The sequence below is a fragment of the Niallia endozanthoxylica genome (genome assembly GCF_008710145.1).
Lineage (GTDB): Bacteria > Bacillota > Bacilli > Bacillales > Cytobacillaceae > Bacillus_BD > Bacillus_BD endozanthoxylica.
On the sequence record NZ_VYKL01000007.1, the window covers coordinates 59,747 to 73,260 of the forward strand.

The 13,514-nt window shown below is 38.8% G+C and carries 11 protein-coding genes and 2 pseudogenes; 7 read left to right on the forward strand and 6 right to left on the reverse strand.

The window, feature by feature from the left end; genetic code table 11:
- Positions 1 to 10: 10 nt before the first annotated feature.
- On the reverse strand, positions 11 to 811 hold the full coding sequence (gene proC, locus F4V44_RS02800) for a pyrroline-5-carboxylate reductase (RefSeq protein ID WP_150438470.1): 801 nt from the start codon (positions 809 to 811) through the stop codon (positions 11 to 13).
- Positions 812 to 1,146: 335 nt separating this feature from the next.
- On the opposite strand from proC, the gene F4V44_RS02805 reads away from it, so the two are divergent.
- Both F4V44_RS02805 and F4V44_RS02810 read left to right on the forward strand, forming a co-directional pair.
- A complete protein-coding gene (locus F4V44_RS02805; RefSeq protein WP_150438471.1) occupies positions 1,147 to 1,332 on the forward strand; it encodes an aspartyl-phosphate phosphatase Spo0E family protein in 186 nt (61 codons plus the stop codon).
- 267 nt (positions 1,333 to 1,599) lie between these two features.
- Positions 1,600 to 2,142 carry a TetR/AcrR family transcriptional regulator gene (locus F4V44_RS02810; RefSeq protein ID WP_150438472.1) on the forward strand — a complete coding sequence of 181 codons (543 nt, stop codon included), beginning with the start codon at positions 1,600 to 1,602 and terminating at the stop codon, positions 2,140 to 2,142.
- Between the two features lie 70 nt (positions 2,143 to 2,212).
- Here F4V44_RS02810 and F4V44_RS02815 read toward each other — a convergent pair whose 3' ends face one another.
- Both F4V44_RS02815 and F4V44_RS02820 read right to left on the reverse strand, forming a co-directional pair.
- Positions 2,213 to 3,055: an aldo/keto reductase gene (locus F4V44_RS02815; protein WP_150438473.1), complete on the reverse strand. Its 843-nt coding sequence runs from the start codon at positions 3,053 to 3,055 to the stop codon at positions 2,213 to 2,215.
- Between the two features lie 129 nt (positions 3,056 to 3,184).
- The gene (locus tag F4V44_RS02820) at positions 3,185 to 3,367 is read right to left on the reverse strand and encodes a hypothetical protein (RefSeq protein ID WP_150438474.1); all 183 of its coding nucleotides are present in this window, start codon (positions 3,365 to 3,367) and stop codon (positions 3,185 to 3,187) included.
- A gap of 284 nt (positions 3,368 to 3,651) precedes the next feature.
- On the opposite strand from F4V44_RS02820, the gene F4V44_RS02825 reads away from it, so the two are divergent.
- From F4V44_RS02825 to F4V44_RS02845, 5 genes are all read left to right on the forward strand, one after another.
- The gene (locus tag F4V44_RS02825) at positions 3,652 to 5,700 is read left to right on the forward strand and encodes a PAS domain S-box protein (protein ID WP_191090536.1); all 2,049 of its coding nucleotides are present in this window, start codon (positions 3,652 to 3,654) and stop codon (positions 5,698 to 5,700) included.
- A 142-nt stretch (positions 5,701 to 5,842) separates the two neighbouring features.
- Positions 5,843 to 6,847: a DUF3231 family protein gene (locus F4V44_RS02830; protein ID WP_150438476.1), complete on the forward strand. Its 1,005-nt coding sequence runs from the start codon at positions 5,843 to 5,845 to the stop codon at positions 6,845 to 6,847.
- A 154-nt stretch (positions 6,848 to 7,001) separates the two neighbouring features.
- Positions 7,002 to 7,958 (forward strand): D-2-hydroxyacid dehydrogenase, encoded by a 957-nt coding sequence (locus F4V44_RS02835; protein ID WP_150438477.1) that lies wholly within the window; start codon positions 7,002 to 7,004, stop codon positions 7,956 to 7,958.
- Positions 7,959 to 7,995: 37 nt separating this feature from the next.
- A complete protein-coding gene (locus tag F4V44_RS02840; RefSeq protein ID WP_150438478.1) occupies positions 7,996 to 8,307 on the forward strand; it encodes a hypothetical protein in 312 nt (103 codons plus the stop codon).
- Positions 8,308 to 8,498: 191 nt separating this feature from the next.
- On the forward strand, positions 8,499 to 9,071 hold the full coding sequence (locus tag F4V44_RS02845; RefSeq protein ID WP_150438479.1) for a hypothetical protein: 573 nt from the start codon (positions 8,499 to 8,501) through the stop codon (positions 9,069 to 9,071).
- Positions 9,072 to 9,153: 82 nt separating this feature from the next.
- Here the strand turns inward: F4V44_RS02845 and F4V44_RS02850 are convergent.
- The 3 genes and pseudogenes from F4V44_RS02850 to F4V44_RS02855 form a co-directional block, all read right to left on the reverse strand.
- Positions 9,154 to 10,266, reverse strand: a pseudogene (locus F4V44_RS02850) (two-component system sensor histidine kinase NtrB); the annotation flags it as partial.
- Positions 10,267 to 10,344: 78 nt separating this feature from the next.
- A pseudogene (locus tag F4V44_RS27745) lies at positions 10,345 to 10,695 on the reverse strand (response regulator); the annotation flags it as partial.
- On the reverse strand, positions 10,685 to 13,435 hold the full coding sequence (locus tag F4V44_RS02855) for an ATP-binding protein (RefSeq protein ID WP_150438480.1): 2,751 nt from the start codon (positions 13,433 to 13,435) through the stop codon (positions 10,685 to 10,687). The gene F4V44_RS02855 and the pseudogene F4V44_RS27745, both read right to left, overlap by 11 nt.
- Between the last annotated feature and the right edge of the window lie 79 nt (positions 13,436 to 13,514).

The window sequence follows — 13,514 nt, forward strand, 5'->3', positions numbered from 1 at the left end:
CCTCTGCTTCTTACAATGTTCTGCTTTTTTCTGTAGCTGCCACAACAGCATTCATAACGGCTGCACGGAAGCGGTCATTTTCTAGGCTCTTGACACCGGCAATGGTTGTTCCACCTGGAGAGGAAACCATGTCTTTCAATTCGCCTGGATGTTTGCCTGTTTCTAGCACCACTTTAGCAGAGCCAAGCACGGTTTGCGCAGCAAATTTGTAAGCGCTGGATCTTGACATTCCTTCGGCAACTGCTCCGTCAGCCAATGCTTCAATAAACATATAAACAAATGCTGGACCAGATCCGCTTAAGCCTGTCACAACATCCATCAAGTAGTCACCGACGATTTCTGCTTCGCCGAAGCTGTTGAAAATCGCTAACAGTTCCTGTTGCTCTTCCTTCGTCACAAATGAATTGCAAGAAAGGGCAGACATGCCTTCACCCACTAATGCCGGTGTATTCGGCATTACACGCACAATTTTTGTCTTTTCCGGTACATGAGCGCTTAACCTCTCAAGCGTAACGCCAGCTGCGATTGATACAAGGATCTTATCCTCTGAAAGGACCTCTTTTATGGTAGTAAGGACGTCAGCAATCATATTTGGCTTAACCGCCAAAATCACGATATCCGCTTTTTGCACAACTTCCTTTTCACTGGCAGCAGTATTGACACCTAATTCTGTTTGCACAGCATCTAATGAAGGAGGATACACATCATAAACGACGATTTCCCGCGGTGAAGCAATGCCCGCCTTAAGAATTCCATTCATCATAGCCTTTCCCATATTTCCTGCTCCAACAAATCCAATTGTCTTACTCATGTTCACACCTGTCTTTCTTTAAATAAAAATATACCTTTTTATTAATATAACCTTTTCTAACTGTCGAATATAGAATTTTTTGTATGATTCTTTTCGAAAGTATTTGAACAAGGTCATTATTTTTTCTGAGTGTTCAATGATTACCAATAGATTTTTTGCCAGAAAAATGGTTAAATAGTACTAAGAAATAAAAATGTTCATAATCGCGCAATAGGTAACCGTTTGTTCACAAAAAATTTTGAATTTAATAGGTTGCTATATGTGAGTAAAGTCACTGTTTTATCGAGTGATTTATAATAAAATTTTACTATATTCTGAAAAAGGGGGTCATTGTTATGTTTTTTAGATTTAATTATGATGAGAAGAATGACCTATTAAATATTATTGCAACTGTACGTGAAGAAATGATCCGAACTGGTATGAAAGAAGGACTTACCAGCACGAATACGATAACCTTAAGTCAGCGGCTTGATGAATATATTGCAAAATATCAAGCAATTTTGATAAGAGAACTAGCATGAAGACAGAGGAAGAATCTTTTTTTCGGAATCTAAGCAGAGGGGAGGTTTGATTGCTTCTATATGAAGTAATGGAATCTTCCCTTTTTTATTTGCTTTCTAGGAGGCTATTTGAATAAGTGATTCCACCATTTTGAATATTTAGTGTAAAATAGGAAACTAGAATGTATATACATACTTATATACATTTCTCACGGACGAGTCAAAAATTTGACCTATCAACATGATTCGTTAACATAGCCAAAGACATAGAAGGGAGAGAGGTTTTCCATGACAGAGTCAAAAACAGACCCCCGTTATCTTCGTACGCGTAAGTTAATTATGGATTCCTTTATTGAACTTTCTAGTAGAAAGGATTTTAAAGATATTACTATCAAAGATATCACGGCGGAAGCCACAATAAACCGTGCGACGTTTTACTATCATTTTGAAGATAAATATGATTTATTGGAAAACGCGTTATCTGAGGTTCTTTTAATTAATTTAAAGAGTGAAATGGTAGAAAGTGAACTGAATGAAGAGAATATTGTCAGCATGTTCCTAGCCGTTACCAACTTTCAAAAATCCCTGTCCAACCGCTGTCACCGCGGCTACGAAGAGACCATTGGAGTCATCATTAAAGAACAACTCGAGGTAATCTTCTACAAAATGCTGCTCAAACAACACCATTCAGACCAGAATGAAGCCCTCAGAATTACTGCTGTCATCTTAAGCTCCGGCCTATATGGCGCCTCCCAAGACTGGCTTCGTAATAGCAGCGATATTGCACCAGAAGATTATATCCGAATGGCCATCCCTTATATATTGCAGTAATAGTAATAGAGTAATTTTATAAAAAGAGCGCACTATTCCTATAGAGAGTGCGCTTTGTTATGATTCTAGATTAAAATTCCTCATAAACAGCCGGGTCTTGATTATTAATTCGACCGTCTGGGCGGGTTAATCCTGAAATGATGCTCATTTCTGTTTGATCTAGCTCAAAGTCGAAGATGGAGATATTTTCGAGCTGACGTTCAGGTGAGGCGGATTTTGGAATTGAAATCGCACCCAGTTGATAATGCCAGCGTAACACCACTTGTGGAATGGTTTTATTATGACGGTTGGCAATCTCTTGAATGGAGGCAATATGGATGTCGCGAATGCCGCGAGTGAGCGGACTCCAAGATTCAATCGCAATATTATTTTCTTGATGCCACTTTCTTGCTTCTTCCTGGTTGAAGAAGGGATGCAGTTCAATTTGGTTGACGCTTGGCTTCACACCGGTTTCTTTAACTAAACGGTCAATATGCTCCGGCAAAAAGTTGCACACACCAATTGAGCGGATAAGACCCCATTTCTTTGCGTCAATTAACGCCTGCCAAGCTTCTACATATGTATTGACATTAGGGTTTGGCCAATGAATCAAATATAAATCATAATAATCTAAGTTCGCACGGTATAAGGATTCTTGAATGGTTGTAACTGCTTTGTCATATTCTTGATAGCGGCCGGGCAATTTGGAGGTAATAATCAATTCTTGCCGCGGAACAGAACTTCGTCGAACCGCTTCCCCTACGGTTCCTTCATTTTCATAGTTATAAGCAGAATCAATTAAGCGATAGCCGGCATCAATCGCCGTCAGCATGGAATTCACCCCTGCATTTCCCTTCAGTAAATAAGTACCCAGGCCCACAACAGGCAGATGAATTCCATCATTTAGGGTAATTTCTGGAATAGTTATCCCCATCACAATCACTCCTTTCAATATAATTTAAGATTATCATATATCGGGAGTGTTTGGATAATTTTTGGTATCGACAAAGGAAGGATCTCTTGCTTGAAAATGGTAAGAGATTCTTCCTGCACAATCCTTGGACTATCCTTTCATATAAAGAAATACAATAAGCAGGATAACGAAACCGATGAAAAAGAAGGGACCGAGGCCTGAGCTGTAGACGACATGGATTTTAATGTTTTGCATGGCGTTGACAAGGATGTAGATTAGCAGGGAGAGACTTAGAAATTGAATGAGCTGCAGGTGCTTGTTTTTTCTTCTCATTGCAATCGCTCCTTTTAAGAAGCTAATCACAGATTCGAGGACACTTATAACCGTGTATGGACAGCGTTTCTAATATCTGTACAGTTATATCTACCTTATGTGAAGTGTGACTTGTATTATTCTTATGAAATGGATAGAAACGGCATCCTGCTGCTAGAGGAGCAAAAAAGCAGGTTGTCGTTTAATAAGAAAAGTTTTATTATTAAGAATAAAATATTTGTATTTTTAAAGATACAAAGAATAGATGTTATATATACTGTAAATGTATTTAGGAGAAAATGATAATGAATAATTTCTCAATAAATGACTTTTTTATAAACGCTTTCAATTTTTCTGCTATTGGAATGGCAATTGTATCTCTGGATGGAAAATGGCTGATGGTTAATCCTGCTTTATCTAATAGTCTAGGATACTCTCAAGAAGAGCTTAAACAAATGACATTTCAGAATATTACCCATCCTGATGACTTAGAACTTGATCTCAGCAATCTCAAGAAGCTGTTAAAGGGAGAAATAGACTATTATGAAATAGTCAAACGTTATATTCACAAGAACGGATGCATTGTATGGGGATTATTAAGTGTTTCACTGGCGAAGGATAATCAAAATAATCCATTGTATACAATCGCGCAGATTCAAGACATTACACAACGGAAGAGAATGGAAAAGGAATTCAATCAAAATGAGGATTGCTATCGTGCATTGATTGAATCCTCTCCAAATGCCATTGTTGTTCACCAGGAAGGTAAAATTGCCTATGCAAACCCTAAATTTTCAAGTTTATTAAAGGCAACTTCTGATGACGACATAATAGGCCAGCATATTATTAAATATATCCATAAGGATTATCATGAAATCGTTAAGGAAAGAATTGAACTGTTAGAACAGAATATACCTGTTGGAGTATTAGAACAAAAATACGTACTCTTTGATGGTTCTGTTATCGATGTCGAAGTAATTGCTACTCCGATTGTGTATATGGATAAGCCTGCTTTTCAAGTGATTATTCATGACATTACGAAAAGAAAAGAAATAGAGCGGAAGCTGAATCAATCCCAAGAACAATACCGTTCGGTCGTTGAAAATGTGAAAGAAGTCATCTTTCAAACAGATTCAGAGGGGCAATGGACATTCTTAAATCCAGCCTGGGAGAAAATCACAGGTTATACGATTGATGAAAGTATGGGACATTATTTTTATGATTATGTATATGAGGAAGATCGTGAACAATATATCGAGCAATTTCAGTCGCTAATACAGGGAAAACAAGAGTATTTTCGAGTAGAAGTTCGATATCTAACAAAAGAGAAAGGATACTGCTGGATTGAGGTGTATACTCGAATCGCTTTAAATAATCAGGGCGAGATTATAGGTACATTGGGTACATCGAATGACATAACCAAGCGTAAGGAATACGAAGAGGAATTAAAAGCAAGTGAAGAGAGATTTCGTCTGCTTGCTGAATACTCAAGCGATTTGATTACGCTGCACGATGTGAATAGTCATTTCATTTATATTTCCCCTGCATGCAAGGAAATTCTGCAATATGATGAGGCAGAATTAGTAGGGAAAGATGCGTCGCTCTTTGTACATCCAGATGATCAAAATATCGTGGCAGAAAAGCTTCAAACGTTATTTGATACAGGTTATACTGTCATCCCTTACCGTTTCCGGGGGAAGGACGGTGAATATATTTGGCTTGAGTGTGCATGTAAGCTATTAGATGAAAGTCATTCGGGTGAACAAAAGCTCATTGCCGTTTCGCGTAATATTAATGAAAGAAAGTTGTCTGAACAAAAGCTTCAAGAAGCAAATGAAATCTTACAGAGGCTGTCGACAATTGATGGACTGACTGGTGTGTCTAATCGTCGTGCATTTGACGAGAGAATGGAATTGGAATGGAATCGCGGACGCCGAAATTCTTCTTCCCTGTCATTGATTATGTTGGATATTGATTATTTCAAAGCGTATAACGATACGTATGGACATCAAGGCGGAGATGGCTGCTTACAACAGATTGCCTCAGTTATTAAAGAAACACTGGGGCGCTCTACAGACCTTCTTTGCCGCTACGGCGGGGAAGAGTTTTGTGTGATTTTACCAGATACAAAAGAAGTTGGAGCAAAGATAGTAGGAGAAAAAATTCGGTATTCAATTGAAAAATTGAAAATCCCCCACGCGGGTTCAAAAATTCTTCCTTGGGTCACTATTAGTGTAGGAACCGCAAGCATCATACCGACAGTATATACTTCTTATATGGATCTTGTTTCAAAGGCCGATAAGGCTTTATACAAGGCGAAAAACGAAGGAAGAAATTGCGTTCAATCTTACTAAATAAACAATTGATATTTGATATATAATCGACTAGATGTGAAGGGGCTGTTTCAACCCCTTTTTCTTTTTTTCTGAAACTATATTTGTTACAGATTTTGGGAATATTATTCTAAACAGGACAGATCGATAGGAGGTTGCTGTAATGAATGATAAAACTAATATTCGTTTAACTGCTGCAGAAATGTCTTTTTTATGGACCCAGTACATAAATGATACATTATCTTTTTGTGTAAATAGCTATTTTTTAGAAAAAGTAGAGGATGAAGAGGTACGACCTATTATTGAATGGACACTCGATACGTCAAAAGAGAATATGTCCATCATGCAGGAACTGTTTCAAAAAGAAGATTTTCCAGTGCCCATTGGATTTACGGAGCAAGACGTAAATCCGAAAGCTCCAAAACTTTTTTCAGACACATTTGTTTTAATGTATTTACGACAAATGTCTATTCTCGCTATGGCGGCTAGCAGTGGAGCTCTAGGATTGGTTACACGTCCAGATGTGGTTGATTTTCATAAGCGTGTGTTAAAGATAGGGGTTGAATTGCAAGATAAAACACGCGATTTAATGGTCAAACAAGGGACCTATGTAAGACCTCCTTTTATTTCGACTCCTGACAAGGTGGATTTTGTAGAAAAACAACAGTTTTTAGCTGGTTTTTTGGGGAAGAAGAGATCTGTTACATCAATAGAAGTCACTCATTTGTTTTTAAATGTTCAGACTAACTCGATTGGGAAAGCACTGATTACGGGGTTTGCTCAGATTGCTCAAAACGATGAAGTCAAACAATATATGGTAAGAGGGAAACAAATGGCCCAAAAACATGTAGATATATTTAGTGACCTTTTAATAAAGGAAGATTTGCCTGCCCCTATGAGCTGGGATTCAGCCATTACAGATACAACAGAAAAAGTCTTTTCGGATAAACTTATCATGTTTCATGTATCAGCGATGATTGCTGCAGGGATTGGAAATTATGGAATGGCAATGGCGGCAAGTCCAAGAAGAGATTTAGGAGTGAAATATGCTTCATTAATCCCTGAAATTTCACTCTATGCCGAAGATGGGGCCAATATTATGATTAAACACGGATGGCTGGAGGAACCTCCACAGGCAGATGATCGTGACCTATTAATAAAGAATTAATGCGGTGGACTTATCCATTTCACTATCATTTTTTTACGCGCAATTTGAGAATATGAATTGCGCTATTTTGCATGTATGAGCTATGGTGAAATTTTATTATAATTAGGATGGGTAGTGATGGAAATAGGAAATGATAGAAAGGAATTTATTCTGTATGAATATTTGTGTGTTGGATGGATATACATTAAATCCTGGTGATTTAAGCTGGAGTGAATTGATGAAGCTTGGAGAAACGGCTATCTACGATCGGACGTCTATGGAGCTTATCGTGGAAAGGGCTGTAAATGCTGAAATCATTTTAACGAATAAAACTCCGCTAAGCAGAGCTACGCTCAATCTTTTGCCTAAACTCAAGTATATTGGAGTACTGGCCACAGGTTTCGATGTGGTTGATATTCAAGCGGCAGAAGAGCGGGGAATCGTTGTCACTAATATTCCGGCTTACGGGACGGAGTCAGTGGCCCAAATGGTATTTGCGCTGCTCTTAGAACATTGCCATCGTGTTCAGCGCCACAGTGACGCGGTGATGGAAGGGCAGTGGGGAAAGAATTCTGATTGGTGTTTCTGGAATTATCCGCTTGTTGAATTGGCTGGAAAGACGATGGGTATCGTCGGTTTAGGGAGCATTGGGCTTCAAACCGCACGGATTGCTTCGGCGTTTGGTATGCGTATTTTGGCATATGGCAGGAATCCTCGTGAAATGGATTTACCCAATTTTCGGTGGTGTGATTTAAATGAATTAATGAGATTATCCGATGTAGTCAGCCTACACTGTCCATTGACGCGAGAAACGGAAGGGATGATTAATTCCGAAAACTTATCACTGATGAAACGGTCTGCTATTATTATCAACACATCGCGCGGCAAGTTAATCAACAATAAAGATTTAGCGGAAGCGCTCAATACAGGAGCGATAGGCGGTGCCGGTTTGGACGTATTAGCTGTAGAGCCTCCGGAGGATAGCAACCCGTTGCTTCAAGCGAAGAATTGTCTCATCACGCCGCATATATCCTGGGCTACGAAGGAAGCTCGCAGCCGTCTTTTGGATATGGCAGTTGACAATATAAAGGCATTTATAGCTAAAAAGCCAAAGAATGTTGTACGTTCTTAAACCTTGTATAAGCATTTATAAAAGAGGGAGGAAGATAATGACAGAAATCATTTTATTACTAGGTTTTGCTATCTTGCCTCTGGTCTTAAGTGTATTTTTACAAAAGAAGATTATACAATCAAACAAAGCCATTGTGTTAAAGAGTATCGGAAATTTCATCTTATTGGCTCTTGTCCAAACCATCCTTTTAGTTGGCTTTATTTTTATGCAGATTGCCATGTTTCCTGATGTTGCCGAAGCTACAGCAGGTTGGTTATTTGTTGCGTATGTCATTTATTCGCCTTTTGTGCTTATCTTCAATCTCATTGTCATCCTCGTAGCACATCGAATGCTGCGAAAGAGGATGTAATCCGTAAAAATAGTGTCAGGCACCATAGATGGACAAATGTAGATTATTTGTCCATCTATGGTGCCTGACACTATTATTCTATTAGAGATAACACAATCTCCCATTGACGATAGATTTACTTGAAATATATGATAGAGTTAGCGGGAGATTGGTACTTTTGTATCCTCTCCATGATTAGGGAGGCGTTTCAATTGAAATTGAGAAATAAGATTATTGCGATTGTAAGCATCGTGCTTGTGGCAATTGTTGCTTTTCTAGCAGTTGATTATAACAGTAAAGTAGAAGAGCAGAATACCATTGCAAAAAATGAGATGAAAGAGAAAAAGGCAAAGGAAGCTGAAGAGGAAAAAGAAGCGGAGGACGGGTCCGAAAAAAGTGATACTTCTTTGGCGGAGGGTAGTCAAGCGGAAGAGACTGCTGTTAATGGAGCGGCTCCATCCGTCGAAGGAAATGTTGAAACAGGGGAGGCTGTGAACACTCCAGCTCCAGCAACGGAAGCAGAAACACCTGCAACAGGCAATACGCCGGCAGAGAATGCTGCTCCTGCTCCATCGCAGCCGGCTGCAGGCGGTTTGCATTTTGCCACACGGGAAGAAGCTATAGCATTCGGTTTCAGCCGTTTTACCGCGGAGGAAATTGCTCTTTATAACCGTGCTTCTGCAAAAGGTTTAACACCTGAACAGGAAAAAATGGCAATCCAGATGGCCTATTCTCGTTTTTCACCAGAAGAAGTTGCTGCATTAGAAGCGGCTTTGGGAAGATAAAAATGTCAATAAAAGTGTCAGGCACCGTAAAAAGACAAATGTTCAAATTTGTCCATCTGCGGTGCCTGACACTTTTTTACTTTTAAACTTCAAATTTAACCAGGAAGGTTGTGCCTTCTGGGCCTGTTTGGATTTCAATTTTGGCTTTGTGCCGGGCTGCGATGCCGTAGCATACACCGAGCCCGAGACCGGTTCCGTTATCTTTTGTCGAGAAGAAAGGAGTCCCGATTTTTTCCAATACTTCGGGTTTAATTCCTCCGCCTTGATCGCTAACGGAAAGGACTACATAACTCTCTTCTTTGAATGTGGCGATGGTTATAACCTTTCCCGGACTCATGGCCTCTAAGCCATTTCGGTAAAGGTTCAGGATAAGCTGACGAATTTCATTCCGGTTGACCATTAGACTAGGAATGTCCGACAATTCCAGCTTAACCTGTTTATCCTGATTAGAAGCGTCCGCCTGAAGTAATGGAGCCATATCCTGAATGATTGAATTTAAATCCCATTGCAGTAAACCGGCTGACCTTGTATTTCCCATTGAGAGAAATTCGGTGATAATTAAATTGGCCCGGTCAAGCTCGTCAATCATCAAACTAAAATAATGATGAAATTTCGTACATTCCTCATTGCTGCTTAACAGTTGAAGAAACCCTCTTACAGTTGTCATGGGATTTCGAATTTCATGACTGATTCCTGCAGCCATTTGCCCGATTAAATCAAGCCCTGATAAACGTTTCATTTCATACTCATATTTTTTCTTTTCTGTTATATCCCTGAAAAAACTGCAGATTCCGTCATCGAACGGATAAACGGTGATTTCGTACCATGCATCATCATATGGAAAAATCGCTTCAAAATGAACGGGAACCCGTTCTTCCATTGCCCGGAGATATTCCTTGCCCCAATCGGAATCCTCTAGTTTCGGGAAAACATCCCATATTTTCTTACCAAGTAAATCACTTGCTGCTAACTTATCAGGAAAATAGGGGTGATTGTTCACATAAATGTATTTCCACTCTTTGTCTAACGCAACAAAGCCGTGCGTAATGCTTTCTACGATATTCATAATTCTTTTATTGGCAGCAGCTAGTTCTTTTGTACGCATTTCTACTGTATCTTCAAGCATATTCCTATGATAGATTAACTCCGACGTTAGCTGATCTTTTTCTTCTTCTAGTTGTTTTTGCACCTCTAAAGCTTTTTCGAGCTCTTGATTTTTCTTCGTAAGTTCGTCCTTGGAATGTTTGAGTGAAAGATGGGTTTTTACCCTTGAAATTAATTCTTTTCGGTGAAAGGGCTTCGTCATATAATCAACGGCCCCTAAGTCAAAGCCTTTGACAATGTCCTCAAGCTCGTTTTTTACTGTCAAAAAGATTACAGGGATATTCTGATATCGCGGGTCTGCTTTAATAGTTGCGCATACTTCATATCCATCGATATCAGGCATCTCTACATCTAACAAAATTAAATCTGGGGTATGTTCTTTAAGAAATTGATAGACCTCTTGTGCATTCTGGGCAATACCTAACTCATACCCATGATTCGCCATAATCGTCGCTAATACTTGTATGTTATTGGGGTTGTCATCGACAATTAGTACTAAATCTTTGTTTTTATTCTTCATCCGGTAGACCCTCTGTTAATATTTTTTCAATCTGTTTTAGTTTCCACTTAATTTTAACTATATCGTAGCAATCTACATAGTTCATTAGTTCTTTACCTTCGGTTATCCATAAATGAGAGTGATGTTTTTGACCAAATGTGATGAACTCATTTGCTAAGTTTTTTACATTGCTAATGATGATAGATGTTTCTAATTTTTTTACGGTTGGAAGCAGCTGATTTCTCATTTCTTCCAATACTTCAGGTGCAAGAGGAGTGTCTTTAATCTTATCTCCATTAATGAAGGAAGGTTCCGATAGATCCTTCTTATATAAAAATTGCACCAGCTTGCCCAGTAGCAGCTCTGAATGGACAGGCTTTAGCAAATAATCATCAAACCCACTTCCCTCTGGCACTCCTTCGGATGTGGATGCGCTTAAAGCAATAATGGGAATGTCTTTTGTTTCAGGCTGTGCTTTTAGTTTAGCAGAAGCTTCAAATCCATCCATGACTGGCATTACAAGGTCCGTAATAATCAAGTCGGGCTTTACCTTCGAACAGATTCTGATTGCCTCAAGTCCATTTTCAGCAAGCAGGACACGCAATCCTGCTTTCGAGAGCAACTCTTTTAACAAGAAACGGTTGGTCTCGATATCGTCTACAACCAGGATGGTTTCATTGGAAAATTGATATTTTAGCAGGTAAGTGGTATCTCGTTTTTCTGCAAGTGCTTCAGTGGCAGCAATTTGTACATTGGTAAAAGTCACAGTGAACACGCTGCCTTTGCCGACTTCGGTTTCAAGCGTAATTCTTCCATTCATCATCTCAACTAATTTCTTCGTAATGGCAAGTCCTAAGCCTGTACCGCCATATTTTTTGCTGCTTTGGCCTGAAACCTGTGTGAAGGATTCAAATATACTTTCTATTTGATTATCAGGAATGCCGATGCCTGTATCTTCAACAGAAATCTGGACATCGATACAACTAATATCGTCCGCTGTTGAAGGGCTTACTTGCATGGAAAGCCTCACATAGCCTTTTTCTGTAAACTTAACCGCATTACCAGCTAAATTTAAAAGAATCTGGCGGATTCTTACTTCGTCAAATAAGATAAGCTCAGGAATGTCTCCCTTCATGTTGATGAATAAATCAATTCCCTTTTCTTGTACATTCTGCCTGAAGATGTTTTCTATTTCATAAAAGATATTCGGTAGTTTAACTGGTTTTGTATGCAGTTCTATTTTTCCTGCTTCAATTTTAGAAAGGTCTAGAATATCATTAATAATCATAAGCAAACTATTTCCAGCTGTGTTAATGGTTTTAATATAGCTTTTATGTTTTTCATTCTCAACGGTATTTTGCAGGAGCTCGCTAAAACCGATAATGGCATTTAACGGCGTACGAATTTCATGACTCATATTGGCGAGAAACTCGCTTTTAGCCTCGTTGGCCTTGTCTGCTTCTAGTTTTGCAAGGTTTAATTCAAGATTGGTCTTTTCAATTTCTGCCGTTCTCTCTTTTACCTTTTCCTCTAAATGATAAATATGTTTATTTAATTCATCTGCCATATTATTAAAGGATTTTGCCAGCATGCCAATTTCATCATGTTTATAGACGTTGGCTCTTTGCTGTAAATTTCCTTTTGAATAATTTTCTGCAGCACCGATTAAGTGATGAATGGGTTTTAAGATATAATCGGTACTTTTCTTATAGATTGCGATAGATAATAGCAAAGCAACAATCGATAAGAGGATAGCCGTTTGGATGCTATTATAAATATCTGCTGTTAGTTGATAGTCAGGAATGGCCGTAATAATCAGCCAATTGATGCCGTCACGTTTATATTCTGTTAGTTTAATATGAAGACCGCCATTATCCGTTTTCTTGATCATTTTATCTTCGTTAGTTGTTATATAATGGTGATAAGCATCTGTTATGGATTTGTCTTTTATTGAATCAATTGAGATACGTTTATATGTTCCATCGGCCTGTTTTTCAAAATTAGGACCTTCTAATGAATTGGCTACCAAGTCCCCGTTGCTTTTCTCAACTACATAGGCCGTTGCCATTCGGTCTGACACGATATCCTTTAGAAATGTATTTAGACTTGAAAGTGTGATGTGTGTGCCAAGTACGCCTTGAAGCTGCCCGTCTTTCCGATAAATGGGGAAAGCTGAAGTCAGAACAAGATCATCCTTGACAAAATGCTTGTATAACGGAGAATAAATGGGTTTCCCAGATTGCTTGGCCATGGTATACCAAACCCTTGTCCGTGGATCAAACTGGCCAAAGTCCTCGACAAACACACCCTCTGTCAAGTTATTTGTAACAGTGTAATAGATAGAGTGATGATTTGTCTCAGCTGTACTTTTATAGAGCTCGATTTCATTATTGGCGTTTCGGCGGGCTCCGTAATAGTCTCCGTTTTCCAATCCATAGCTAAAACTGTAAATTTCTTCGCTGCTTGATTGGACAATATTAGAAAAAAAGGCTTCGCGTTTCGATTTATTGGAGAAATCGATGATGTTATCCGCGACAATATGCTGGTTTAATTCGTTCATTTCCGACGGAACGTCGATTAGTTCGTCAATTTCATTGAGGATGTTTTTACTCGTACTTTTTTCTATCTTTTCTATTATTCTTTCCGAAGACGCGTTCCAATTTGAGAAAATAATAAAGCCAATAGTAATTAAAGTACTAACCATCAGGAAGATAAAAGATATACTAATGATGCCTCGAATGGAAGGGGTTCGTCTCTCCATACACTTTTCCTCATTTCCGGTACCTTACATAAAGTGTGTTTTTGTATTTATCATAAGCGAATAGATAAGAACTATAAAA